Origin of the sequence: Planktotalea sp., assembly GCF_049680325.1 — a bacterium.
Lineage (GTDB): Bacteria > Pseudomonadota > Alphaproteobacteria > Rhodobacterales > Rhodobacteraceae > Planktotalea.
Genome location: NZ_JBAUHO010000146.1, coordinates 1 through 23,178, shown reverse-complemented (window position 1 = coordinate 23,178; position 23,178 = coordinate 1). Strand labels below are relative to the sequence as shown.

Annotated in this window: 27 protein-coding genes; 18 read left to right on the top strand and 9 right to left on the bottom strand. The window is 54.9% G+C overall.

From position 1 onward, the window contains the following. Positions 1 to 6: 6 nt before the first annotated feature. Both WBC85_RS06595 and WBC85_RS06590 read left to right on the top strand, forming a co-directional pair. Positions 7 to 1,485, top strand: coding sequence for an NAD-dependent succinate-semialdehyde dehydrogenase (locus tag WBC85_RS06595; RefSeq protein ID WP_424434191.1), 1,479 nt, complete (start codon positions 7 to 9; stop codon positions 1,483 to 1,485). A gap of 45 nt (positions 1,486 to 1,530) precedes the next feature. Further along, complete coding sequence (locus WBC85_RS06590) at positions 1,531 to 2,337, top strand: PaaX family transcriptional regulator C-terminal domain-containing protein (RefSeq protein ID WP_424434189.1); 807 nt, start codon at positions 1,531 to 1,533, stop codon at positions 2,335 to 2,337. Here the strand turns inward: WBC85_RS06590 and WBC85_RS06585 are convergent. The 4 genes from WBC85_RS06585 to WBC85_RS06570 all read right to left on the bottom strand — a co-directional run bounded on the left by WBC85_RS06585 (position 2,311) and on the right by WBC85_RS06570 (position 5,513). Then, entirely contained in the window at positions 2,311 to 3,180 is an 870-nt protein-coding gene (locus WBC85_RS06585; protein ID WP_424434187.1) for an SDR family oxidoreductase, read from the bottom strand. The genes WBC85_RS06590 and WBC85_RS06585 overlap by 27 nt on opposite strands. A gap of 148 nt (positions 3,181 to 3,328) precedes the next feature. Further along, positions 3,329 to 4,306: a sterol desaturase family protein gene (locus tag WBC85_RS06580; protein WP_424434185.1), complete on the bottom strand. Its 978-nt coding sequence runs from the start codon at positions 4,304 to 4,306 to the stop codon at positions 3,329 to 3,331. 14 nt (positions 4,307 to 4,320) lie between these two features. Continuing rightward, positions 4,321 to 5,073, bottom strand: coding sequence for a class II aldolase and adducin N-terminal domain-containing protein (locus WBC85_RS06575; protein ID WP_424434183.1), 753 nt, complete (start codon positions 5,071 to 5,073; stop codon positions 4,321 to 4,323). Continuing rightward, the gene (locus tag WBC85_RS06570; protein ID WP_424434181.1) at positions 5,070 to 5,513 is read right to left on the bottom strand and encodes a VOC family protein; all 444 of its coding nucleotides are present in this window, start codon (positions 5,511 to 5,513) and stop codon (positions 5,070 to 5,072) included. Before WBC85_RS06570 ends, WBC85_RS06575 begins: the two co-directional genes overlap by 4 nt. A 66-nt stretch (positions 5,514 to 5,579) precedes the next feature. On the opposite strand from WBC85_RS06570, the gene ade reads away from it, so the two are divergent. The 6 genes from ade to WBC85_RS06540 all read left to right on the top strand — a co-directional run bounded on the left by ade (position 5,580) and on the right by WBC85_RS06540 (position 11,448). Then, positions 5,580 to 7,391 (top strand): adenine deaminase, encoded by a 1,812-nt coding sequence (gene ade / locus WBC85_RS06565; RefSeq protein WP_424434179.1) that lies wholly within the window; start codon positions 5,580 to 5,582, stop codon positions 7,389 to 7,391. Positions 7,392 to 7,398: 7 nt separating this feature from the next. Further along, entirely contained in the window at positions 7,399 to 8,871 is a 1,473-nt protein-coding gene (locus WBC85_RS06560; protein WP_424434177.1) for an AMP nucleosidase, read from the top strand. Positions 8,872 to 9,003: 132 nt separating this feature from the next. Beyond that, the gene (locus WBC85_RS06555) at positions 9,004 to 9,291 is read left to right on the top strand and encodes an HU family DNA-binding protein (RefSeq protein ID WP_424434175.1); all 288 of its coding nucleotides are present in this window, start codon (positions 9,004 to 9,006) and stop codon (positions 9,289 to 9,291) included. Positions 9,292 to 9,360: 69 nt separating this feature from the next. Continuing rightward, on the top strand, positions 9,361 to 10,236 hold the full coding sequence (locus tag WBC85_RS06550; protein ID WP_424434173.1) for a DMT family transporter: 876 nt from the start codon (positions 9,361 to 9,363) through the stop codon (positions 10,234 to 10,236). A gap of 58 nt (positions 10,237 to 10,294) precedes the next feature. Next, entirely contained in the window at positions 10,295 to 11,008 is a 714-nt protein-coding gene (locus tag WBC85_RS06545) for a cytochrome c biogenesis CcdA family protein (RefSeq protein WP_424434171.1), read from the top strand. Positions 11,009 to 11,031: 23 nt separating this feature from the next. Beyond that, complete coding sequence (locus WBC85_RS06540) at positions 11,032 to 11,448, top strand: thioredoxin family protein (RefSeq protein ID WP_424434169.1); 417 nt, start codon at positions 11,032 to 11,034, stop codon at positions 11,446 to 11,448. On the opposite strand, the gene WBC85_RS06535 is transcribed toward WBC85_RS06540, so the two are convergent. After that, positions 11,445 to 12,443, bottom strand: coding sequence for an asparaginase (locus WBC85_RS06535; protein WP_424434167.1), 999 nt, complete (start codon positions 12,441 to 12,443; stop codon positions 11,445 to 11,447). The two genes, WBC85_RS06540 and WBC85_RS06535, sit on opposite strands and share 4 nt — an antisense overlap. A 171-nt stretch (positions 12,444 to 12,614) precedes the next feature. On the opposite strand from WBC85_RS06535, the gene WBC85_RS06530 reads away from it, so the two are divergent. From WBC85_RS06530 to WBC85_RS06515, 4 genes are all read left to right on the top strand, one after another. Continuing rightward, on the top strand, positions 12,615 to 13,142 hold the full coding sequence (locus tag WBC85_RS06530; RefSeq protein ID WP_424434165.1) for an invasion associated locus B family protein: 528 nt from the start codon (positions 12,615 to 12,617) through the stop codon (positions 13,140 to 13,142). A gap of 6 nt (positions 13,143 to 13,148) precedes the next feature. Then, the gene (locus WBC85_RS06525) at positions 13,149 to 13,559 is read left to right on the top strand and encodes a CopD family protein (protein ID WP_424434163.1); all 411 of its coding nucleotides are present in this window, start codon (positions 13,149 to 13,151) and stop codon (positions 13,557 to 13,559) included. An 86-nt stretch (positions 13,560 to 13,645) separates the two neighbouring features. Further along, positions 13,646 to 14,821, top strand: a complete 1,176-nt coding sequence (gene rlmN / locus WBC85_RS06520) for a 23S rRNA (adenine(2503)-C(2))-methyltransferase RlmN (protein WP_424434161.1) — start codon at positions 13,646 to 13,648, stop codon at positions 14,819 to 14,821. 126 nt (positions 14,822 to 14,947) lie between these two features. Beyond that, positions 14,948 to 15,160, top strand: coding sequence for a hypothetical protein (locus WBC85_RS06515; RefSeq protein WP_424434159.1), 213 nt, complete (start codon positions 14,948 to 14,950; stop codon positions 15,158 to 15,160). On the opposite strand, the gene WBC85_RS06510 is transcribed toward WBC85_RS06515, so the two are convergent. Next, entirely contained in the window at positions 15,157 to 15,774 is a 618-nt protein-coding gene (locus WBC85_RS06510) for a TetR/AcrR family transcriptional regulator (protein WP_424434157.1), read from the bottom strand. The two genes, WBC85_RS06515 and WBC85_RS06510, sit on opposite strands and share 4 nt — an antisense overlap. A 115-nt stretch (positions 15,775 to 15,889) precedes the next feature. On the opposite strand from WBC85_RS06510, the gene mbfA reads away from it, so the two are divergent. After that, positions 15,890 to 16,864, top strand: coding sequence for an iron exporter MbfA (mbfA, locus tag WBC85_RS06505; RefSeq protein WP_424434155.1), 975 nt, complete (start codon positions 15,890 to 15,892; stop codon positions 16,862 to 16,864). A gap of 63 nt (positions 16,865 to 16,927) precedes the next feature. Here mbfA and WBC85_RS06500 read toward each other — a convergent pair whose 3' ends face one another. Next, positions 16,928 to 17,308 (bottom strand): VOC family protein, encoded by a 381-nt coding sequence (locus WBC85_RS06500; RefSeq protein ID WP_424434153.1) that lies wholly within the window; start codon positions 17,306 to 17,308, stop codon positions 16,928 to 16,930. A 69-nt stretch (positions 17,309 to 17,377) separates the two neighbouring features. Then, entirely contained in the window at positions 17,378 to 18,118 is a 741-nt protein-coding gene (locus WBC85_RS06495; RefSeq protein ID WP_424434151.1) for a helix-turn-helix domain-containing protein, read from the bottom strand. A 172-nt stretch (positions 18,119 to 18,290) separates the two neighbouring features. Here WBC85_RS06495 and WBC85_RS06490 point away from each other — a divergent pair, with 172 nt between their 5' ends. The 5 genes from WBC85_RS06490 to WBC85_RS06470 are packed head-to-tail and all read left to right on the top strand — an operon-like array spanning position 18,291 to position 22,055. After that, entirely contained in the window at positions 18,291 to 19,229 is a 939-nt protein-coding gene (locus WBC85_RS06490; RefSeq protein WP_424434149.1) for an AEC family transporter, read from the top strand. Between the two features lie 21 nt (positions 19,230 to 19,250). After that, complete coding sequence (gene fghA / locus WBC85_RS06485; protein WP_424434210.1) at positions 19,251 to 20,081, top strand: S-formylglutathione hydrolase; 831 nt, start codon at positions 19,251 to 19,253, stop codon at positions 20,079 to 20,081. Continuing rightward, a complete protein-coding gene (locus WBC85_RS06480) occupies positions 20,078 to 20,536 on the top strand; it encodes a YaiI/YqxD family protein (protein WP_424434147.1) in 459 nt (152 codons plus the stop codon). Before fghA ends, WBC85_RS06480 begins: the two co-directional genes overlap by 4 nt. Next, positions 20,533 to 21,153 carry an HAD family hydrolase gene (locus WBC85_RS06475; protein WP_424434145.1) on the top strand — a complete coding sequence of 207 codons (621 nt, stop codon included), beginning with the start codon at positions 20,533 to 20,535 and terminating at the stop codon, positions 21,151 to 21,153. Before WBC85_RS06480 ends, WBC85_RS06475 begins: the two co-directional genes overlap by 4 nt. Continuing rightward, on the top strand, positions 21,150 to 22,055 hold the full coding sequence (locus WBC85_RS06470) for an ornithine cyclodeaminase family protein (protein ID WP_424434143.1): 906 nt from the start codon (positions 21,150 to 21,152) through the stop codon (positions 22,053 to 22,055). Before WBC85_RS06475 ends, WBC85_RS06470 begins: the two co-directional genes overlap by 4 nt. A 48-nt stretch (positions 22,056 to 22,103) precedes the next feature. On the opposite strand, the gene WBC85_RS06465 is transcribed toward WBC85_RS06470, so the two are convergent. Continuing rightward, positions 22,104 to 23,178 (bottom strand): MFS transporter (locus tag WBC85_RS06465; RefSeq protein WP_424434141.1); only part of this gene is annotated, 1,075 nt, incomplete at its 5' end.

Here is a 23,178-nt window from a genome sequence, read left to right as displayed (position 1 = left end):
ACGACAATGTTAGACAGCGCGACAAATCTTGCAGGGCTTTTGAAAGACCCCAGCTTGCTGGCAACCAAAGCCTATATCGGCGGAGAATGGGTCGATGGTGAAGGCGGAGCGACGTTTGACGTAACCAACCCCGCGCGCGGCGACGTGATTGCTAAGGTCGCCGATCTGAGCCGGGCTCAGGTTGCGGGTGCAATCGCGCAAGCAGAAGTTGCCCAGAAAGAATGGGCCAGGAAGACAGGCAAAGAACGCGCGAATATCATGCGCAAGTGGTATGATTTGATGATGGAAAATCAGGATGATCTCGGGATTATTCTGACCGCCGAGCAGGGTAAACCACTCGCCGAAGCAAAAGGCGAAATTGCCTATGGCGCGTCGTTCATCGAGTTCTTCGCCGAAGAAGCCAAACGCATCTACGGCGAGACGATCCCCGGCCACCAACCCGACAAACGCATTACCGTGATTAAGCAACCGATTGGCGTTGCCGCCTCTATTACACCGTGGAATTTTCCCAACGCGATGATTACCCGCAAGGCCGCGCCAGCCTTGGCTGCGGGCTGCGCAATGGTTGCACGTCCAGCGGCTGAAACACCGCTTTCCGCCTTGGTCATGGGCGTTCTTGCCGAGCGCGCGGGCATTCCAGCGGGCGTTTTGAACATTCTGCCATCTTCGCGTTCCAGCGAGATTGGCAAAGAGTTTTGTGAAAACCCTGCAGTGCGCAAGCTAACCTTTACAGGCTCAACCGAAGTGGGCCGTATTCTGATGCGCCAAGCTGCGGATCAAGTGATGAAGTGCTCTATGGAGCTGGGTGGCAACGCACCATTTATCGTTTTCGACGATGCCGATCTGGACGCGGCGGTTGAGGGCGCGATCATGTGCAAGTTCCGTAACAACGGTCAAACATGTGTTTGTGCAAACCGCATCTATGTGCAGGCTGGCATCTATGACGCTTTCGCTGCCAAACTGGCCGAACGCGTGGGTGCAATGAAGGTAGGTGACGGGCTGGAAGACGGTACCGACTTCGGGCCGCTCATCAACCCTGATGCAGGCGCAAAAGTTGCTGAACATATCGCGGATGCAAAGGCAAAAGGCGGACAGGTTATCCTTGGTGATAACAACGCCGGCCTTAGCGGAAACTTCTTTGCCCCGACTATTGTGACGGGCGCGACCAAAGAAATGGCCGTGTCGACGGAAGAAACCTTTGGCCCACTCGCACCGCTTTTCAAGTTTGACGATGAAGATGAAGTCATCGCTTTGGCGAATGACACGATCTTTGGTCTGGCCTCGTATTTTTATGCCAAGGACCTGAGCCGTGTTTACAAGGTTGCGGAAGCATTGGAATACGGCATCGTCGGTGTGAACACCGGTATTATTTCAACCGAGGTCGCGCCATTTGGCGGCGTCAAGCAGTCTGGATTGGGCCGCGAGGGCAGCCACCACGGAATCGAAGACTACCTTGAAATGAAATACATCTGCATGTCGGTCTGATCGGCCTTTGCCAATCGACCCTCCGGGGGGAGTTTATCTGGCAAAATGAAGGACGATGTATTTCACGATGCAATCAATGTGCTCGCGGGGACTGAAGCTCCGCGGGTTTGGTCCTTGATCGTCACTGTTTTTGGCGATTTGGCGCAGCGACCGGAAGAGATGATTTCCGGGCCTGTTCTTGGTGATATTCTTTCTCCGATAAACGTGCGGCCCGAAGCGATGCGCGTCGCGTTGCATCGTTTGCGCAATGACGGTTGGCTTGAAGCGAAGAAGCGTGGCCGTGAAGCACTTCATCATCTAAGCGTGACAGGGTATGAGCAAAGCGCACGCGCGAGCAAACGCATCTATGCCAACGCGCAAGACGCCGAGCCCGATTGGCATATTCTTTGCTTTCCCAGCGTTTTTTCAAGCGATGAAAACACGCGTTCCGGCAGCTTGCAAAAAGACGGGTATGTTGCGATTGCCCCGGGTGTTTATCTTGCCAATGGCACCAATACTGCGCCCCCAAGCGACGCGCTGGTTTTACAAGGACACTTAGGTCCTGTGCCTGAATGGCTTAGTCAGACATTGGTTCCGTCAACTCTTGTTTGTGCATTCAAAGACCTGTCCGCAGCTTTGCAATTACTTGATCTTGGCACCGATGCTGATGACCCATTTACACCCCTTCAAACCGCAACCCTACGGACTTTGGTTGTGCATCGCTGGCGTAAGCTGGCTTTGAAAATGCCCGATGTGCCAGACGCGCTTTTTGGTTCCGATTTCGCCGGGTTTGACTGCCGTGCACAGGTGATGCGCACACTCTCGATTTTGCCTAAGCCAGCGCTTTCAACACTTGCTCGAAGCGCGCTCTGACGCGAGCAAACTGGCAAGGCCGCTGCGATAGTCGGCATAGCGGAGTTTGACACCCAGTTCGCGCTTTATCAGCTCGTTTCGCACTCGCTTGCTTTCAGCATAGAAGCTGCGCGCCATTGGCGTCATTTCAGCCGTGTCGAAATCTACCTCGGGTGGCAATGGCAAGCCGAGCAATTCCGCGGCATGGGCTATCACATCCTGCGGGGGCGCAGGATCATCGTCGCAAAGGTTGTAAATTGCACCAGGATTAGGCCGCGCTATAGAGGCCGCCAGAACCTGCGCGATGTCTTCGACATGGATACGGCTGAACACCTGACCCGCTTTGATGATCCGCCGCGCAGTGCCTGCACGCACTTTGGAAAAAGGGCCGCGCCCGGGGCCATAAATTCCAGCAAGACGGAAGATGTGGAGAGGTAGGCCGGGAACGGATTGCCATGCGGCTTCCGCCGCGACGCGCATTTGACCACGTTTGGTGGCGGGGCTGAGCGGGCTTGCCTCATCGACCCAATCACCGCCTGTGTCGCCATAAACACCGGTAGTGGACAGATAGCCGACCCATTCAAGGTTGGGCGCGTGCACTGTGATTTGATCGCGCAGATCTGCAAGTACAGGATCACCCGATTCAGACGGGCCAGCCGAGATCAACAGGTGGGTTGCTCGCTTCAGCGCTTCGCTCAGATCGCCGCCGGGCCAAATGACGGGCGTGATCCCCGTCGCCTTTAGAGCGCTGCGCTTTTCCACGCTGCGGGTTGTTCCCGTAATGGCGAACCCCTGCGCAAGAAGCAAAGGTGTTAGTGCACGCGCGGAATACCCATGACCAAAAGAAAGCAGATGTTTTTCCATTCCGCTTATGTGGACGCGTAATAACAAGGTTGCAAGATACGGTGCAGAAGGTTTCACAACTGCACTGACAGACGACCCTGATCTATCACAGCGCAAGATAGAGCGTTTACACCAAGAACCTCACCCGATTGTGGCAGCTAAGGCCCGCCTAGGAATACATCTGTTTTTTACGCGCACGCGTTTCTGCCGTGCCCTCGGGCGTGCCGTTGTGAAACGTGCCGAACCAGCGATCCCATGGCATTTCCTGATTGCCATAGTTGCACTCGTAATATCGGTGATGCAGCTGATGATAAAAGGTGCCCAGCGCGAGGCGGCGCTTGTCCTTTATCAGTAGGTCTTCATAGCCCGTGTGTGTCATCGCCGCGCCAGGGCCAAGATAGATAACATGGAACAGAACAAGGATCGGATCGCTAGGCACGATCCAGTGAATGCAAAGCGAGGAGCAATAAAGCAAATGCTCAACCGGGTGCATGGAAAAGCCCGACCAAGGGCCGACATTCACATTACGATGATGCAAAGAGTGCACATGCGTGTAGAGCAGCGGCACATGCAATAGGCGGTGCACCCAGTAGAAATGGAACGCCGACCAGATTGGTAGCAGGATCAGCGAAAGTACGAACCAGATCGGATTGGACATGGGCGTGATCGTCAGCGCATAGCCATTCGCCATAAGCCACATCGTCACCACCTGAAAGGCCGTCAGGAAGAAAACCCCGGAGCCGAGCGACCAGTACATATTATCATGTACCTGATTGCGAAAACTCCATAGCGCGTTGCCTTTGGCCATGTCGCGTTTGTCGAATTTCAGCCGCATCCCCTGCCCTTTGCGCATGAAGAAATACCAGTGCAACGCACCGGCGCAGATGAATACCAGCGCCAGATTTGCGAGCCAGACATGAAGCACCCAGCCCCATTGCCACGTCGCGGCAACGCTGAAATCGGGATAGACCCATAGCCAGAGCGCGGCAGCCAGCAAAACCATCATCACCCGCTCCGACAGGCTTAGCCAGTTGCGCGCAAACCAACGCGCAAGAAACCCTGCGCGCGGCGGCCAGACAAAAATTGACGGATCCGCCAGGGGCAAATCAGGGTGATAGTTCCAGTCTTTTGAAACAGGGTCCGACATTCTTTACTCCGTCGTTAAGAAGCGTAGTTGCTCCCGTCCTCATCAAGGATGGCTTTAAGTTCGGACAGGTGTCGTTCGTCCTGTTCGGGATAGGTTTCCAGCTCCCTGGCGGTCTTTTCGGCAATCTTGTCGGAAAGAACGCGCAGCGGTTGACCTGTCTGCAATGCGCGAATGTAGGTTTCGCAAGAGCGTTCAAAATAGAATAGCCGATTGAAGGTTTCTGCAACCGTTGTGCCGATTATCATGATGCCATGGTTGCCCATGACCATGACCTTTTTCTTGGGGTCGTCGAACAACTGGGCACAGCGTTCGCCTTCTTCTTCAAAAGCGAGGCCGCCGTAGTTTTCGTCAACCACGATGCGATTGTAAAAAGTCGCGCTGTTTTGATCTATGGGCGGCAAACGGCTGTCGGCGAGCGAAGCCAGCACCGTGGCAAAGGGCGAATGCACGTGCATTGCGCAGCGCGCGTGGGCGCAGTGCCGGTGCATCCCGCCATGGAGGCCCCACGCTGTGGGGTCAGGGGCATCCGGTCCTTCCAGCGTCTCGGGATCATTCGCATCGACAACAATCAGATCAGAGGCTTTGATCCTGCTGAAATGCATCTGGTTCGGATTCATCAGGAAACGCGTTCCATCGTCATTGATCGCCAGCGAAAAATGGTTTGCCACTGCTTCATGCATATTCAAACGCGCAGTCCAGCGGAAGGCGGCAGCTAGATCAACGCGCTCTTGCCAGTGGTCCATATTAGGCAGGTTTGACTGGGTCATTGAGCGTCTCTTTCTTCTTGTTTCAGGGTGCGTGACGGAACCCACGCGTACCCGTTGGGGCAAAGTATGCAGGCCTCGCGCAAACCATGTGGCTTGTTGGCAGGCCCTTGCAGAATATGCCCGCCTAGGGCTTGCGCTTTGCCAGCTGCTATATCTGGATCCGTCGCAAACAAATGAAACTGCGCACCGCCGCCGCGCGGGCCGGATTCAGGAATGAGCGAGGGCAAAGGATGCGAATGGTATGTGGCGTCGCTGTGCAATTGGAACACCTGTCCTTCATAGGTCATGATTGCAAAGTCAGCCGTTACGCGGTGCGCACCAATCCCGAACACTTCACTCAGGAACCTCGCCTCGGCCACAACATCGCGCACCAGAATATTCAGGCCAAGCCCGCTAAGGGAGGCCCCGAAGTCTGCCGGGTCAACTGTTTCGAAGTCCATTTTAGTGCTCCTCTTTGCACTCAAGACGATGCTTGAACATCGCATAAGGGCATGTCAACTTTGGACATGAGCGAAACAGATTTTAAGACATGGGCGCAAAGCGCACCAAGGTTGGTCGCCGTAGCAGCAGGGCGCGCTGCGGCAGACCTTGTAATCAAGGGCGGCACATGGGTGAATGTGCACACCCGCGAGACATTGGAAAACCACGATCTGGCCATTGCTGACGGGCGCTTTGCCTATTGCGGGCCTGATGCCTCCCATTGCATCGGTGAAGGCACAGAGGTGATCGAGGCTGAGGGGCGCTACATGATCCCCGGGCTGTGCGATGGTCATATGCATATCGAAAGCGGGATGCTGACCCCTGCGGAATTTGCGCGCGCGGTCATACCCCATGGCACGACAAGCATGTTCACTGATCCGCATGAGATCGCCAATGTGCTTGGCCTAAGCGGCGTGCGCATGATGCATGACGAGGCGTTGATGCAACCGATCAACATCTTCACCCAGATGCCTTCCTGCGCACCGTCTGCGCCGGGGTTGGAAACGACAGGTTTCGAGATCAGTGCTGAAGATGTGACCGAGGCCATGGCATGGCCAGGGATCATCGGGCTGGGCGAGATGATGAACTTTCCGGGCGTGGTGAACGGCGATCCGCAGATGCTTGCGGAAATGGCCGCGACGCAGAATGCTGGCAAAACCGTGGGCGGGCATTACGCATCGCCCGATCTTGGCCCAGCTTTTCACGCCTATGCAGCGGGCGGCGCGGCAGACGATCACGAGGGCACCTGCGAGGCCGATGCGATTGCACGCGCACGCCAAGGCATGCGTCATATGATGCGTTTGGGCTCTGCTTGGTATGATGTGGAAAGCCAGATCACAGCTGTGACTGAAAAAGGTCTCGATCCGCGCAGCTTTATACTGTGCACTGACGACAGTCATTCCGGCACCATCGTGAATGAGGGCCATATGAACCGCGTGGTGCGTCATGCGATTGAATGCGGCTGTGATCCGCTGATCGCGTTGCAAATGGCGACGATCAATACAGCGACCCATTTCGGGTTGGAGCGTGAGTTGGGTTCGATTTCGCCCGGGCGGCGCGCGGATGTGATTCTGACTTCTGATCTGCAAAAGCTGCCTATTGAACATGTCATAGCCCGCGGCGTGACAGTTGCGCGCCATGGTATTTGCGAGGTGGACTGCCCACACTTTGAATGGCCGCGCCATGCGCGCAGCACTGTGAATATGGGGCCTGCAAAAGCTGCGAGTGACTTTGATATCCGCGCACCCGAAGGTTCCAATACTGTGCGCGCCAATGTAATTGGCGTGATAGAGAACCAAGCGCCGACAAAAGCGCTGAAAGCCGACCTGCCCGTGCGCGATGGTCTGGTTGAAACCGAGGGCCAGGGCGACATATGCCAGATCGCACTGGTCGAACGCCACCGCGCGACGGGCGGCGTGGTCAACGGGTTTGTTTCCGGGTTCGGCTATAAGGGCAAAATGGCGATGGCCTCAACCGTGGCCCATGACAGCCACCATATGATCGTTGTCGGAACTGACCGTGAAATGATGGCTGCGGCCGCGAACCGGCTTTCAGACGTTGGCGGTGGCATCACTGTCTGGAAAGACGGCAAAGAGCTGGCATTGGTTGAATTGCCGATCGCAGGCCTGATGTCGGATAGCCCTGCCAAAGAGGTCGCGCGCAAGGCCGAAGCGATGGTACAGGCAATGCAAGACTGCGGCTGTAGCTTGAACAACGCTTATATGCAGCACTCGCTTCTTGCGCTGGTCGTGATCCCTGAAATCAGGATTTCTGACCTTGGTCTTGTAGACGTGACGAAATTTGAACTGACCGAGCTCTTTGAAAGCTCGGCGAATTGAGGGTTTTATGAACCAAACGACAATTGTAACGCCCGAGGCACCGCATCCGCAGGCCTTTCGCGATCCGAAAGCTGCGGTTGCGCAGTTGATAAAGCTATACGAGCAAGCAACGTCATTCTTATGCGCGCGCTTTACACAAACCATGCAAAGTGGTCATCCCGGTCACCGCTATCGCGCGTTCTATCCAGAAATCAGGATTACCACGACCAGCTTTGCGAAGATTGATAGCCGCCTCAGTTTCGGCCATGTGTCATCCCCCGGCACACATGCCGCGACAATCACGCGACCTGATCTGTTCGCGAAATACCTTGAACAGCAAATCAAGCTGCTGATTGCAAATCACGATGTCGCCGTCGGCATCGGTGTTTCCGACACGCCGATTCCGGTCCATTTCGCCGTTGCCAATGATGCAAGCATTTCCGTCCCGCAGGATGGTGCCGCCGAATTCACATTGCGTGATGTATTTGACGTACCTGATCTAAGCACAACGAATGACGACATCGTTAATGGCACGCATACGCTGCCAGAGGACGGAACAGAGCCGCTCGCACCGTTTACGGCGCAGCGCGTGGACTATTCGCTCGCCCGCCTTGCACATTATACGGCGACAGACCCTGGCCATTTTCAGAACCACGTGTTGTTCACCAACTACCAGTTTTATGTGTCGGAGTTCGAAGCCTACGCGCGCCAACAGCTTAGCGATCCTAAGAGCGGCTATACGAGTTTTGTCAGCACCGGGAATGTAGAGATCACTGACCCCGACGGCGTCATTGATCCCACATCAAAAACGCCGCAAATGCCAACCTATCATTTGAAAAAGGCAGATGGCGGCGGAATAACTTTGGTAAATATCGGCGTCGGCCCCTCGAACGCCAAAACGGCGACCGATCACGTCGCGGTGTTGCGGCCCCATGCGTGGCTTATGGTCGGCCATTGCGCAGGCCTGCGCAATTCGCAAAGCTTGGGCGACTTTGTGCTGGCTCATGCTTACTTGCGCGAAGATCGCGTGCTTGATGATGACTTGCCCGTCTGGGTGCCAATTCCGGCATTGGCGGAAATCCAGATCGCACTGGAAACCGCCGTGGCTGAGGTCACCGAGCTTCAGGGTTATGATCTAAAGCGTATCATGCGAACGGGCACGGTCGCCTCGGTAGATAACCGCAACTGGGAATTGCGCGATCAGGATGGCCCCGTCCAACGCCTGTCACAGTCCCGCGCAATCGCTCTGGACATGGAAAGCGCGACAATTGCCGCGAACGGATTTCGTTTTCGCGTTCCCTATGGCACGCTTTTGTGCGTTTCCGACAAACCCCTGCACGGCGAATTGAAACTGCCTGGAATGGCCTCGGATTTTTACAAAACGCAGGTTGCACGCCATTTAATGATCGGAATAAAGGCAATGGAAACTCTAAGCGAAATGCCGCTAGAACGTATTCATAGTCGAAAATTGCGCTCTTTTCACGAGACTGCCTTCCTTTGACCCTTAGGAAACTTGCAAAAACACCTGTTTTTTGCACTTTTTTGCTCTGCTATCCGTTGTGCTATGGGTCAAGATACCGTTAGATGTGCCAGTAGAGGCCCAATATACGGGCAGTATAGGGAGACCATGAACATGGCAAAACCAATGACGAAAACTCAACTGGTCGCTGCACTGGCTGACGAAATGGGCGCAGACAAGAAAGCTGCAGGCACGGCGCTTGACGCGGTATGTGCGTTGATCACACGCGAAGTATCCGGCGGCGGCGCTGTCACACTTCCTGGCGTTGGCAAAATCTATTGCCGTGAGCGTCCTGAGCGTATGGTTCGCAACCCTGCAACGGGTGAGCAAATCAAGAAAGACGCAGACAAGGTTGTCAAAATGACGATCGCAAAAGCGCTGAAAGATGGCGTGAACGGCTAATTGCATCTGCAATGAATTTGATTAAGGGTCGCTCTAATTGAGCGGCCCTTTTTCAATTCGGAGACACCCATGGATATTCGCGCCCTTCTCATGGGGTTGGCCTTCGCAATAATGTGGTCCAGTGCCTTCACTTCTGCGCGCATAATCGTGCAAGACGCTCCGCCGTTGGCCTCGCTCAGTTTGCGGTTCTTTTTGTCTGGGTTGATCGGTGTCGCAATTGCCAAGGCGCTCGGGCAGCATTGGAACTTGACGCCTTCGCAGTGGCGATCGGTCTTCGTATTCGGCTTGTGCCAGAACGCGCTTTATCTGGGCTTGAACTTTGTAGCGATGCAAACTGTTGAAGCCTCGCTTGCCTCGATTATTGCCTCGACAATGCCGCTGCTTGTAGCAGGGATCGGCTGGGTCTTCTTGAAGGATCGCTTGCCTGTGCAAGGCGTTATCGGATTGCTCCTTGGCATAGTCGGGGTTGTTATCATCATGGGTGCCCGCTTTGGCGGCAATGCCGACCTCGTGGGCATGGCGCTGTGCGTCGTAGGCGCGCTGGCGCTAAGCATCGCCACCCTCGCCATGCGCGGGGCGTCTTCGGGGGGGAACCTTTTGATGATTGTCGGGCTGCAAATGTTCGTCGGTGCAATCATCCTTGGCGTTGTTTCCGCCTTCACTGAAACGCTTTACGTCAACTTGTCGCTTAGATGGACGTTTGCCTTTGCCTATACGACTTTGGTTCCCGGGCTCGTTGCGACATTCATATGGTTCAGCCTTGTCGAGCGCATTGGTGCGGTGCGTGCTTCTACGTTCCACTTCCTCAATCCGTTCTTTGGCGTGGCAATCGCAGCGCTGTTGCTTGGCGAAGCCTTGGGCAAAATGGACATTGTCGGCGTTATTGTGATCACTATTGGCATCTTGCTGGTACAACTTTCGAAACAAAAACCCACGGGGAGTTGATCGCTCGCGAGTGTTCCAAGGGGTGACAGTTAAGCCCGTATTGCCCTAACTCACTGCAATGGAATTGATTTTCGCATATGGCGCAGGACTTCTGACGCTGATTAACCCCTGCGTGTTGCCGGTGTTGCCGATCGTGTTGGCGACAGCGCTACAAGCAAGCCGTTGGGGGCCAGTTGCCTTGGCCGCGGGAATGAGCCTTTCGTTCGTTATTCTCGGCGTCGCAGTCTCAGCCTTCGGGCGCGCCGTCGGGCTCGATGCTGATAGCATCGCGCAGGCGGGTGCCGTGCTGATGATCCTTTTCGGCATTGTCCTACTGGTTCCGCGCGCCTCTGCCATCTTTTCCACTGCCACAGCGGGCGTTGCTGCACGTGCGGATAGCGGGCTTGACGATATTGATCGTGGTTCGCTTACCGGGCAGTTTGTTGGCGGGATGCTGTTGGGGGCTGTATGGTCCCCTTGCGTTGGCCCGACACTTGGCGGTGCTATTTCGCTTGCCAGCCAGGGCGAAAGCCTTTTACGCGCCACCGCGATCATGGTGTTTTTCGCACTTGGCGTTTCCTCCATAATCCTCGCACTTGGTTACGGTGCGCGCTCTGCCTTGCAAAAACGTCAGCAGGCCATGCGCCGCTTCGCAAGCGCCGCGCGTCCACTGCTTGGCGCGATCTTTGTCGCTGTCGGGCTGATGCTGTTTTTCAAATGGCACTATGTCATTGAAGGCTGGTTGCTCGATATCATGCCGATCTGGCTTCAAGATCTCTCTGTAAAACTGTAATTTGACCCCTCAAGGAGCTAACTATGAACCGTAGAACTCTTATACTGTCAGGAGCCGCAACATTGGTCCTTCCCGCGCTGCCAGCACTTGCTGCGCCGCTGGAGTACACCCCCGGCTTGACCAAAGAACGTCTGGACGCGGGTGAAACCGTCTTCCTGGATTTCAAAGCCGATTGGTGTGGCACCTGCCGCGCGCAAGAGCGCGTGCTGACCGAGCTTAAAAAGCAGAACGGTGCCTATGAGCAGAACATCACCTTCATCAATGTCGATTGGGATACCTACGGCAAATCCGTCATGGCCGATCGCCTCAAGATCCCGCGCCGCTCCACGCTTGTTGCATTGAAAGGCAACAAAGAGATCGGCCGCGTTATTGCCGACACATCCGAACGTGGCATCAAGAAATTGATGGATGCCGCCTTGGCAGCAGCGACAAGCGCTTAAGCAAACAGACCAGCCGCAGGTTTGATGTAACCCGTGAGCGTCCCGCGCCAATTGGTGATCGGGGCGTTCATACGTTTTAGCGTCGCCGGATGATTTGCATCGAGCACGCCCAAACGAACCAAGAGCGCAGCAATTGCACATTCAGCACCGCGTGTCGTTCCGTCCGCAACTTTGAGTGCGATGCCCATTTGTTGCTCGGGCAGGATCGCGATGAAGAAGGCTTCCGCGCCTGTCTTGAGCGCGACTTTGCCACCCATTGCGCGCATCAATTCTGTGCAGGCACGGGTTTCGCCCGCAACCAATTCAGGATGCAACATCATCGCCTCGGTTAAGCGTGCTGCCGCCGAGCTTACACTGTCGGAGCGGGTATGGGCGGAGGCGAAAAAGCCCATCGCGCGCGCCATTCCGTGCAATGTTGTTGCATAATTAGGCGCGGAGCAGCCATCAATCACATACCCCGGACATGTGATTTGGGTTGTCTCTTCGCAGGCTTCCAAACACGCTTTTTGCACAGCATGTGATGGATCAATATACTCGGGGCCGGCCCCTAAGTGCTTGGTAAGTGTCAAGAAACCTGCGTGCTTGCCCGAGCAATTATTGTGAATCTGGCAAGGGCTACTGTCCGTCTTGATAAGGTTGATCTTCGCAGGTTCGTCATTGGGCATTTGCGGACCACACCGCATGTCCTCATCGCTCAAACCCAGATCATCAAGCCAGCGCGCGACACGGTCCGTATGAATAGCCGCCCCTTGGTGGGATGCACATGAAAGCGCCAGCTGTTCTGTGCCCAAACCTGCCGCGTCGGCAGCGCCAGATGTAATCAACGGAAGCGCCTGCAACATCTTGGAGGAGGAGCGTGGCAAAACAATCTCGTCGGGGTTTCCCCATGCGTCGACAATCTGTCCAGAACCATCGCAAATGACAGCATGACCAAGGTGGAGGCTCTCAAGAAACTCTCCGCGCCAAATCTCTGCTAACGCTACAGGTGCAGTCATTTTAATCTCCTGAAGTAGAACGGCGAAAAAATGCCAAGCGGGCATTCACCTGTGGTGGATTTCAGGCTAATGTGCTTTTGTCGAGAAGAAAATGCTGGGCGTGATAACAGTCGGTTACAGACTCGCGCGACAGTTTAAGATTGAGGCTAAGGACGGCTGGAGGCTGGACAGATGAATTCATGGATTACGCGCACAGGGTTGGCGGCGGCGATAGCCCTTGCAGCAAGCGGCTCATTTGCCCAAGCGCAAAGCACAAACCGCGTAGGCGCAAACACGGACTGGAGCGTTTTCGTTGAAAGCAATCCAAAGGAATGCTGGAGCGTTTCTTCGCCCAAGGAAACGGTAAACACACGCGGTGGACGTGTTGTTGCGGTGCAGCGCGGCGATATCTTGCTGTTCGTCTTCAATCGGCCAGGGTCGGGCGTTTCTGGTCAGGTGACCTTCACTGGCGGCTACCCGTTCGCAAGCGGATCAACTGTTAATATGAATGTGAACGGCGCAGAGTTCGAATTGTTCACAGATGGCGAATGGGCTTGGCCCGCGACGCCAACCGATGATGCAAAAATCATCACCGCAATGAAACGCGGCAGCAGTGCAATCCTGTCAGCGCGATCAGGTCGCGGTACGGAAACCAAAGATACGTTTTCTTTGTTGGGCTTCACTGCCTCTGTCGAAGAATCCGAGAAGCGCTGCCAGTAACCTTCAATGGAATGGGTCAAAATCATCCATCTGCTTTGTGTGATGGGATGGATGACATCCATTTTCGCCGTTCCGCGTGCAATGATCTATTGGAAGCGGGAACACGAACGGCTTGGCGAAAATGGTCCGCTTGGTGATTTGACGTTCAGGCTCTTTCGGTTTTCCAATTTCCTAAGCTGGATCGCAGTCGCGGCGGGCCTTTGGCTGGCGTGGGATTGGGGTTTTCCGACGTGGAGCTTGGCAAAACTCGCGCTCGTGGTGGTCTTAATCGCCCAATATGAATTTACGGGCCGCTTGGTGCGCCGCGCACAGCAGGGCATCTTCAAAGAAAGCGATCGCTTTTTGCGTATCTACAATGAATCGAGCGTTTTTGTCGTCATTGCCATATTGTGGCTCGTCGTGAGCAAACCGTTCTAGCCCGTATTCAGCAATGACCGAGCGTCTTTCTTTTAGACCGCATTTCGGTGTATAGCAGCGCGACTCTCTTAAAAGGCGACACTCCCATGACGGCCACAGTTCCGATCACGCAAGACGTTTTGACGATCCCCCGTAAAGTAGCGGAAGGTCCGGTCAACCTTGTCGGCTTGACCCGCGAAGGTATGCGCACGGCTTTGATCGAGGCAGGCACGCCCGAAAAGCAGGCCAAAATGCGGGTCGGACAGATCTGGCAATGGATCTATCAATGGGGTCTGCGCGACTTTGAGGGCATGAGTAATCTTTCTAAAGGGTTTCGTGCCGAACTAGCCGAAAAATTCGTGATTGAAGTGCCCGAAGTTGTGACGCGTCAGGTTTCCGAGGATGGCACCCGCAAGTATTTGGTGAAGATTGCAGGCGGGCATGAGGTTGAGGTCGTTTACATCCCCGAAGAAGATCGCGGCACGCTTTGCGTTAGCTCGCAGGTTGGCTGCACGCTGACCTGCTCTTTCTGTCATACGGGAACGCAAAAGCTTGTTCGCAATTTGACTGCGGGCGAAATCATCGGCCAGGTTATGGTCGCGCGCGACGACCTTGGCGAGTGGCCCGAACAAGGCGCGCGCAATGTTGAAACGCGTTTGCTAAGCAACATCGTCCTGATGGGCATGGGCGAGCCGCTTTATAATTTCGAGAACGTGCGTGATGCGATGAAGATCGCGATGGACCCGGAAGGTATCCAGCTTTCGCGTCGTCGTATTACGCTATCGACATCCGGCGTCGTACCAGAAATTGCGCGCACGGCCGAAGAAATCGGCTGCCAGCTTGCCATCAGCTTTCACGCAACGACCGACGACGTCCGTGACAAACTGGTGCCAATCAACAAGCGCTGGAACATCGCTGAATTGCTCGAAGCACTGCGTGCTTATCCGCGTGTATCCAATTCAGAGCGTATCACCTTTGAATATGTGATGCTGGATGGTGTGAATGATAGCGTCGAGGATGCACATCGTCTTGTGAAGCTGATCGAAGGCATCCCTGCCAAGATCAATTTGATCCCTTTCAACGAATGGCCTGGCGCGCCCTACAAGCGATCCTCTGGCAATCGCATCCATCGCTTTGCCGAGATCATCTATAAAGCGGGCTACGCGTCTCCGATCCGCAAACCACGCGGCGAGGATATCATGGCCGCCTGTGGCCAGTTGAAGTCTGCAACCGAGCGCGCGCGAAAGTCCCGCAAGCAAATCGAAGCAGACGCCGGCCTTTAAGGCGATCTAAATCTATCTGCGCTAGCCGCCTATAAATGGCGGCTAGAATTTGCCGCGTTTCAGGGCAAGCTTTGACACATTCAATGCCCAAGCTGATGTCAGATGCTTCACGCGAAAGGGCAAAAAATGACCTATCAATCGTCTAACGCGATCTTGGCCAATCAGGTCTTGGCAATCATTACTCCGGTTTTACAGCGCGCGAGATCTGAATCAGACCTGCGCGAGCGGCTTGCGCATCTTGGATATGGCTATCGCGAAACTGCAAAGGGGCGCATGTTAACCACCGTCCCGCAGGGTGTGGATGTTGTGCTTATTCCCGCACTGAATTCGCCAGCTTAAACGCCATAGCGCGCAAGAAACGTCGTAACGGCGCCTTCGATGACGCGGTCCAGCTCAATCGCATGAAATTCCGTCTGGACGCCGAACAACAGCTTTGGGAAAATGTCTGCCTTGCACAATTCAGCGAATTGATCGGCGGCAAGTAGCGTGTCGGAAACATCCAAATCGCCGCGCTCGACAGCGGCCTCAAAATAGTCACTCAGCCTTGCGCGCACGACCATCGGTCCGCTGTTGTAGAACGCCAGCCCCAGCTCTGGAAAACGTTCGGCATTAATCACGCACATACGAAACATACGTTGACCAAAGTCCGACGTCATAAAGCCCAGCAAATGTCGCGCGGCGCATGTTAAAACGATGGTCGGCGGCGCGGTCTGGTCGATCTGTTGCAAGGCCTGTTCCGCTTGCAATGCGCATTCTCTTTGAACCACAACCGCGAAGAGGCTCTCTTTATCCGGGAAATAGCTATAGAGCGTTGCTTTAGACACGCCGCTGGCCTTGGCCACGCGATCCATATTGGCCGCATCAAAGCCCTCGGCAAGGAAGACAACGCGCGCGCCTTGCAAAACCTGATCGAATTTGCGGCCTTTTCGGATCGCTGTGTTTTGCACGTTCATCGCATTCCCCTGACATCAAAGTAAGCTACAAGTTTTGCTGCGTTATACGCAAGTTCCCTTGCAGTTACGTCACTGGAATTCTATATTTAGAATCATTCTAATATATGAGGCCAAGATGCGTTTTCTCACCCAGCGCCGCCGGTTTTCCGATCTTTCCGAGCAAGAGGTGCTCGCGCTTGCGATTTCTTCGGAAGAAGATGACGCACGTATTTACCGTTCCTACGCAGAACAGCTGCGCGCTGAATTCCCGTCCAGCGCAAAGGTCTTCGATGGCATGGCAGTTGAGGAAGACGGACATCGTCAACGGCTGATAGATTTGCACACAGCGCGCTTCGGCGAAGTGATCCCCCTGATCCGCCGAGAGCACGTTGCAGGATACTACGTGCGCAAACCTGTTTGGCTGGTCAAAAACCTGTCCTTGGAACGTATCCGCGAAGAAGCAGAAAACATGGAGCGCGACGCAGAGCGCTTTTATCTGGAAGCTGCAAAACGCAGTTCTGATGCAGCAACGCGCAAGCTATTGGGTGATTTGGCCGCGGCGGAGGCGGGCCATCAAACCCATGCGCAAGAGCTTGAAGAAAAGCATCTGGATGAAGATGCGCAAAGCGAAGAGGATCGTGCGGCCAAGCGCCAGTTTTTGCTGACTTGGGTTCAGCCGGGGCTGGCTGGCTTGATGGACGGTTCGGTTTCGACGCTCGCCCCAATCTTTGCCACTGCGTTTGCAACGCAAGACACCTGGACAACCTTCCTCGTTGGGCTGGCTGCGTCTGTCGGCGCAGGTATTTCGATGGGCTTTACAGAAGCGGCCAGCGATGACGGGCAGCTTTCTGGACGCGGCTCGCCCGTAAAACGGGGCATTTCAGCGGGTGTAATGACCACGGTTGGTGGCCTTGGTCACGCGTTGCCATACCTGATTACCGATTTCTGGACAGCTACGGTTGTCGCAATCCTCGTGGTCTTTATCGAGCTATGGGCAATCGCATGGATACAGAACAAATTCATGGACACGCCGTTCTTTCGCGCTGCGTTTCAGGTTGTTCTTGGCGGGGCCTTGGTCTTTGCGGCTGGCGTATTGATTGGTAGCGGCTAAAGACGCGATGCGGGCGACCTCAAAGATCGCCCGCACATTGGATTGCAGAAACTTAAAGCAACATTACTTCAACGAGTTCAGTCCAAACATATTGCCTTCTGTGTCTTGGCACAGGCTGACAAAACCGAATTCCCCGATCGAGAACTTTGGCCGAATAACGATGCCACCAGCTTCTGCCACGCGCGCTTCGTTAACGGCGACGTCCTCTGCACCAAAGTAAATGATTGTACCGCCGACCCCGGGCCGGGCATGTGGCGATTTGGTCAACGCGCCCGCGGCACCATAAACACCCATGTCGGCAGGAAAGCTCATCATCTGGGTCTCGCCAGTTGGATCGCCCATCGCTTCAAGCTTTTGATCCAGAACCGCTTCGTAAAACGCGACGGCCCGATCCAGGTCATCTACATAAATATCAAACCATGCGACCGCGTTCATCTTTGTCATTTTATCTATCCTTGTGTTGTAGGTTATGCCCCTCAACTACCAAGGCGAATGCGCTGGGTATTGTAGATTTCAGACATCGAATTTTTTTGCGTATTTTCCCGGCGTGTATCCCGTTGCGCGGCGGAACGAATGGATGAAATGCGATTGATCCGCATAGTTCCAAGTATCCCTTCCATTCAATGCCTGCTGTAATCGAAGCACCTTCAAAAAATCATGTGGACTAAACCCGGTCGTTTTCTTGAGGTTGCGTTGCAGTTGGCGCGATGAAATGCCCGAAACCTCTGCCATGTCGGCAACGGAATAAATATCGTCGAGGTTCTGGAATATCTTTTCGGTGATCGGATTAGGCGCGAGATGACCGCTCTTCATCAAAGTCTCTACCAATTCGGTCAGCACAGATTGTTGATCCTCAAATCCCAATTGTCCGAGGTCGCTGTTCACTTCGACCAAAGGCAATTCGCCAGAGTAGGCCGCATCAAGCAGACCATATTCAATTGGTTCGCTGCTGTTCAACCAGACCCCTGGCAGAAACCGGATGTTCACAAAATGGAACGCTTTCCCAAGATTGAACTCTTCCGACTCTGCACGCAGCTTGGAAACCCCTGTCACATTCGGATCTAGCTGATCGAAAACAATATATGTACAGGCATCTGGCAAAGCGTGAAAACGGTAATCATCGGGCAAGGTGCCGTCTGTTTTTAACTCAAGAAAGCGATGCACAATTCCGCGTAAATGGCTTGGGGGTTCGGCCTCGCGGAACTGGACCTTTTGAACCGCCTTTTCTTTTCCGTTTCCTTTAGGGTCATACATAGGTTTTGGGTTCTCACCTGCTGGCACCAACAACGCTCTGCTGTGTTATCGCAATTGGATCACTTGGCCTAGTGCCCCCTTGATGGGTTTTGGGGCACTAGCCCTGCAAGAATCAGGATTGGCCCCGCTTGTATCTTGCCCAGCGTTACGTGGCGCGATACCTCTAACCTTGATGTTAGATATCTTCCTTCAAACCCTGCCGTTTTTTGCGGTTATTGCCCTCGGCTATGGCGCGGGACGCACGGGCTTTTTCACGCCAGAAGCGACGGCGTATCTCACAAAGTTCGTGTTCTACTTTGCCCTATCCGCAATGCTGTTCCGCTTTTCGGCGAACCTGTCATTGGGCGAGGTCTGGAATGGCCGTTTGGTCGCGGCGTATCTTTGGGGCACTGCTTTTGTCTACGGCATTGCGACGATTGTTGCCCTGCTCCGTTTGCAAGGGATGCGAAGGACTGCTGTCGAAGCCCAATGCGCTGTCATTGGCAACACTGGTTTTCTAGGCGTTCCCATGCTTGTCCTGTTGCTGGGCGAACAGGCGATCGGACCCGTTATGATGGTCTTGGCTGTTGATCTTGTCGTTTTCTCCAGTCTGATCGTGATCTTGATGTCTATCGCCAACGAAGGGCGGTTTGATATTTCAATCGTTAAAAATATCGGCATCGGATTGCTTAAGAATCCAATGATCGTTTCGATGGTTCTGGGGCTAAGCTGGTCGGCGACGGGCTTTGCCTTGCCAACGCCGATCAACGCATTCGTCACACTCTTAGGTGCGGCCGCGACGCCGGGCGCGCTATTTGCAATCGGTGCCTCGCTTGCAGGCAAATCCACCGAAAAAATCGAAGTCGCACTGTGGCTGTCGTTCTGCAAACTCATCCTTCATCCTGCATTCGTCGCAATTGCGGCGATCTGGCTATTCCCGCTGGATCCCTACTCGGCAGGTGTCATCATCTCGGCGGCGGCCCTACCCGTCGCGGGCAACGTCTATATGCTTGCGCAGCACTACGGCGTTGCGCCGCAACGCGTGTCTGCTGCCATTCTCGTTTCAACTGCTATCAGTATTGTCACCGTCTCGCTGGTGATCGGCTGGGTCAGCGGTTTTCAACCTCTTTAAGGAATTCGCCCAATGACAACCATGACCACTGTTTCCGAGAACGCCTGCTTTGGTGGCACCCAAGGCGTCTATACGCATGCGTCCAAGGTCTGCGGCGTCGACATGACGTTCGGCCTTTTCATGCCGCAAGAGGCCGAGAATGGCCCTGTTCCGCTGCTCTGGTTCCTGTCGGGTCTGACCTGCACGCATGAAAACGCGATGGTGAAAGCTGGCGCGCAAACATGGGCGGCAGAGCAAGGCATTGCCGTTGTGTTTCCCGACACATCTCCGCGCGGCGAAGGCGTGGCCAATGACGAAGCATACGACCTGGGCCAAGGGGCAGGCTTTTATGTAGACGCGACCGAAGCACCGTGGTCACCGCATTTCAAAATGTGGAGCTATATCGCTGATGAGTTGCCCACACTGATTGAAGACCAGTTCGAAGTCGACATGGAACGCCAAGCGATCACGGGTCATTCTATGGGCGGGCATGGTGCGCTGACACTTGCGATGAACCTTGAGGGGCGCTTTCGCTCTGTTTCTGCGTTTGCGCCGATCTGTAATCCGACCGCTTCTGACTGGGGCCGCAAGCAACTGGCCGCATATTTGGGAAGCGATGAAAGCAAATGGGCGAAACATGATGCGGCCTTGTTGATGAAGGAAAAAGGGTTTGACGGACCCATGCTGATTGATACCGGCACCTCCGATCAGTTCCTTGATTTGCTTTGCCCCGAAACCTTGGCCGAGGCCGTTGCCAAACGGCGCCAACAGGCCATCATCCGCATGCAGCCAGGCTATGATCACAGCTATTTCTTTATCTCGACCTTCATGGAAGATCACATCACCTTCCACTCCGAAGCGCTGTATGCATGAGCGTATTCATCGACGCAGATGCCTGCCCCGTTAAGGCGGAAGCAGAGAAGGTAGCAACCCGCCATGGGGTAACGATGTATGTCGTCTCCAACGGCGGTTTGCGGCCCTCGCCAAATCCACTGGTAGAAAACATCATCGTCGATGCAGGCCCCGATGTGGCCGATATGTGGATCGCAGAGCGATGCGGCCCTGCTGATGTTGTCGTAACGGGCGACATACCATTGGCGGCGAAATGCGTCGAGGCCGGCGCGGAGGTGCTGCGCCACAATGGGGATCGCTTCACCGCGGCGAACATCGGTCAACAACTTGCCATGCGGGATCTGATGGCGGACCTGCGCGCGGCAAATCCGCTTGGCGCTGGTGGTGGCGGCAAGCCGTTTTCCAAGGCTGACAAATCCCGCTTTCTGGACGCGTTAGAGCGCGCATTGCGGGCAGCAAAGGGAAAAAGCGGATGAATATTGAAGCGGTTATTTTCGATATCGGGAACGTGCTGATCGAATGGCAGCCCGAGCGCTACTATGACCGCGTTATTGGTGAAGAACGACGACGTGCGATTTTTGATGCCGTTGATCTGCACAAGATGAATGACCGAGTGGATCGCGGTGAAAACTTTCGTGATGTGATTTACGAAACCGCCGACGCGCACCCCGAAATTCGCGATGATATTCGCCGCTGGCACGACAACTGGATCGAAATGGCCAGCCCGGCCATAGATCATTCAGTGCGCTTGATGCGCGCGCTGCAAAGCGCGGGTGTTCCTGTCTTCGCCCTAACAAATTTTGGTGTTGAAAGCTTTGCCTATGCGCAAACACACTACGATTTTCTGAACAAGTTCGATCGCGCCTATGTGTCGGGCCATATGAAAGTGATTAAACCCGACCCTGAAATCTATGCGCAGGTTGAAGCGGATTGTGGCATCGCACCTGGACGATTGCTGTTCGCAGATGACCGTGCTGACAACATCGAGGCCGCGGCTGCGCGCGGTTGGCAGACCCATCTCTTTGAAGGTCCGCAAGGCTGGGCAGATCGTTTGGTTTCGGAAGAATTGTTAACTCGGGAGCAAGCGGAATGAGCGTTCAAATCGGTTTTGAGGAAGGCGAAGCAGGTCTTGACTGGATTGGCCTTACTGACGCGTTAAGGCATGGCCACAGGTTGCCAAAGGCAGAGATTGCCGACACGTTCCTCTATCGTGGCAAGGATACATTGCTAAATCGCTCTGCATGGATCGACGGGCTGGGCCTAGCCGTGAAATGTGCGACGGTTTTTCCGGGCAACCCCGACGCTGGCGTGCCCATGATTAATGGCGCCGTGTCGCTTTTTGATGATGCCCATGGGCGTTTGGAAGCGATCATTGATTTTCATCTGATTACCAAGTGGAAAACCGCCGGAGATAGTCTGTTGGCTGCCTTGCGCCTTGCCCGCAAGGACAGCCGCAAAGTTCTCATAATCGGGTCTGGCACCGTCGCCCGCTCGCTTCATGATGCTTATAGCGCGGGTTTTGAAGGCGCGCAGTTCACTGTGTGGAGCCGCACCCGTGCCAATGCCGAAAGCTTTGCCAAAGAGCGCAAAGCGCGCGTTGCTGATGATCTGGAAACAGCGGTGCGCGAGGCGGATATCATTACCAGCGCTACGATGAGCACATCACCGGTCCTGCGCGGTGAATGGCTGCAAGCGGGCCAACATGTTGATCTTATCGGCGCCTATAGGCCCGATATGCGCGAAGCGGATGATGCTGCTCTAAAACGCGCTCGCATCTTCGTGGACAGCTTTGACACCACAATCGGCCACATTGGCGAAATACAAATCCCGCTTGATAGCGGCGCGATAACGCGGGACGCGCTACTTGCAGACTATTATTCTGCCAGTGGCTTTGAACGGGGTTCGGATGATGACATCACGATCTTCAAGAACGGCGGCGGCGCACATCTTGATCTGATGGTGAGCCGCTATGTTCTGGACCGGTTCAACGCGTAAGGTTTCAAATCACTGACGCGATCTGATCGAGAGGGGCAGCGCCAACACTCAGGCTGTCAAAGGGCGCTCAAGCGGGCGTTCCCTGACGGGCAGATGGATGATCGCACTAAAGGCACCGACGCCAATTCCGACCCACCAAACAGCGGTGTAGCTGCCGTAAATATCGTACATCCGCCCACCAAGCCAGACGCCAAGGAAGCTGCCAAGTTGATGGCTAAAAAAGACGATCCCGTAGAGCGTGCCCATGTAACGCAACCCATATATATGCGCGACAAGGCCAGAGGTGAGCGGCACAGTCGCAAGCCAGAGCAATCCCATCGCGACCGAGAAGACAATCACGGAAACAGGCGTTATCGGGAACATGATGAACAGCGCGGCGACGATTGTGCGCGCAGTGTAGATGCCCGCGAGCAAATACTTCTTTGAATACCGATTTCCCAGCCAACCCGCGAAAAGCGTACCGCCAATGTTCGCCGCTCCAATAAGTGCAATAGCAAGCGCGCCAAGTGCAGAAGTTGAGGTAATTCCCGCCGCATAAAGCGCGCCCCCCGGCATGATGGGGCCGCACATCTCTGTTACAAACGCTGGGAAATGCGCGGTGATAAATGCCAGTTGATAGCCGCAGCTGAAAAAACCGAGGAAGATAAACGTGTAGGTCGGGTCCTTGAACGCGCCGCGAAGGACTTGGCCAAGGCTTTGCTCCAGCTCTGTTCTGCTGGCCATTTGCGGTGCGCGCATGAAGGGAAGCAGCATCAGAACTGCCAGAATTGCGGCGGCAAACACGATAAAGACGTTTTGCCAGGGCATCAGGTTCAGCAGGAATTCAGCCGTTGGCGCGCCAACGATCTGCCCTGCACTGCCGGCGGCCGTCGCGATGGCAAGTGACATTGAGCGGTTCTTATCCGAACTGGCGCGCCCGACGACCGCGAGAATGACACCGAAACCCGTGCCCGCAATACCAAAGCCGACCAGAATTTCCAACATCTGATGCGCCTCGGGCGTCACCGCAAAGGACGACAAAACCAATCCCGCGGCATAGATCACAGCGCCCATGATGATTGCTTTTCGATCCCCGATCTTTTCGGCCAACGCGCCGAAAATGGGCTGTCCGATCCCCCAAGCA

Bases quoted from the DNA above. Each gene is read 5' to 3' on its own strand.
- WBC85_RS06470 (WP_424434143.1), top strand. From the start codon at position 21,150: ATGAGCGTTCAAATCGGTTTTGAGGAAGGCGAAGCAGGTCTTGACTGG.
- WBC85_RS06570 (WP_424434181.1), bottom strand. From the start codon at position 5,513: ATGGACTTCGAAACAGTTGACCCGGCAGACTTCGGGGCCTCCCTTAGC.
- WBC85_RS06580 (WP_424434185.1), bottom strand. From the start codon at position 4,306: ATGTCGGACCCTGTTTCAAAAGACTGGAACTATCACCCTGATTTGCCC.
- WBC85_RS06480 (WP_424434147.1), top strand. From the start codon at position 20,078: ATGAGCGTATTCATCGACGCAGATGCCTGCCCCGTTAAGGCGGAAGCA.
- WBC85_RS06590 (WP_424434189.1), top strand. From the start codon at position 1,531: ATGAAGGACGATGTATTTCACGATGCAATCAATGTGCTCGCGGGGACT.
- WBC85_RS06575 (WP_424434183.1), bottom strand. From the start codon at position 5,073: ATGACCCAGTCAAACCTGCCTAATATGGACCACTGGCAAGAGCGCGTT.
- WBC85_RS06555 (WP_424434175.1), top strand. From the start codon at position 9,004: ATGGCAAAACCAATGACGAAAACTCAACTGGTCGCTGCACTGGCTGAC.
- WBC85_RS06560 (WP_424434177.1), top strand. From the start codon at position 7,399: ATGAACCAAACGACAATTGTAACGCCCGAGGCACCGCATCCGCAGGCC.
- fghA (WP_424434210.1), top strand. From the start codon at position 19,251: ATGACCACTGTTTCCGAGAACGCCTGCTTTGGTGGCACCCAAGGCGTC.
- rlmN (WP_424434161.1), top strand. From the start codon at position 13,646: ATGACGGCCACAGTTCCGATCACGCAAGACGTTTTGACGATCCCCCGT.
- WBC85_RS06525 (WP_424434163.1), top strand. From the start codon at position 13,149: ATGGAATGGGTCAAAATCATCCATCTGCTTTGTGTGATGGGATGGATG.
- ade (WP_424434179.1), top strand. From the start codon at position 5,580: ATGAGCGAAACAGATTTTAAGACATGGGCGCAAAGCGCACCAAGGTTG.
- WBC85_RS06550 (WP_424434173.1), top strand. From the start codon at position 9,361: ATGGATATTCGCGCCCTTCTCATGGGGTTGGCCTTCGCAATAATGTGG.
- WBC85_RS06510 (WP_424434157.1), bottom strand. From the start codon at position 15,774: ATGAACGTGCAAAACACAGCGATCCGAAAAGGCCGCAAATTCGATCAG.
- WBC85_RS06490 (WP_424434149.1), top strand. From the start codon at position 18,291: ATGTTAGATATCTTCCTTCAAACCCTGCCGTTTTTTGCGGTTATTGCC.
- WBC85_RS06515 (WP_424434159.1), top strand. From the start codon at position 14,948: ATGACCTATCAATCGTCTAACGCGATCTTGGCCAATCAGGTCTTGGCA.
- WBC85_RS06475 (WP_424434145.1), top strand. From the start codon at position 20,533: ATGAATATTGAAGCGGTTATTTTCGATATCGGGAACGTGCTGATCGAA.
- WBC85_RS06540 (WP_424434169.1), top strand. From the start codon at position 11,032: ATGAACCGTAGAACTCTTATACTGTCAGGAGCCGCAACATTGGTCCTT.
- WBC85_RS06585 (WP_424434187.1), bottom strand. From the start codon at position 3,180: ATGGAAAAACATCTGCTTTCTTTTGGTCATGGGTATTCCGCGCGTGCA.
- WBC85_RS06500 (WP_424434153.1), bottom strand. From the start codon at position 17,308: ATGACAAAGATGAACGCGGTCGCATGGTTTGATATTTATGTAGATGAC.
- mbfA (WP_424434155.1), top strand. From the start codon at position 15,890: ATGCGTTTTCTCACCCAGCGCCGCCGGTTTTCCGATCTTTCCGAGCAA.
- WBC85_RS06595 (WP_424434191.1), top strand. From the start codon at position 7: ATGTTAGACAGCGCGACAAATCTTGCAGGGCTTTTGAAAGACCCCAGC.
- WBC85_RS06535 (WP_424434167.1), bottom strand. From the start codon at position 12,443: ATGACTGCACCTGTAGCGTTAGCAGAGATTTGGCGCGGAGAGTTTCTT.
- WBC85_RS06530 (WP_424434165.1), top strand. From the start codon at position 12,615: ATGAATTCATGGATTACGCGCACAGGGTTGGCGGCGGCGATAGCCCTT.
- WBC85_RS06495 (WP_424434151.1), bottom strand. From the start codon at position 18,118: ATGTATGACCCTAAAGGAAACGGAAAAGAAAAGGCGGTTCAAAAGGTC.
- WBC85_RS06545 (WP_424434171.1), top strand. From the start codon at position 10,295: ATGGAATTGATTTTCGCATATGGCGCAGGACTTCTGACGCTGATTAAC.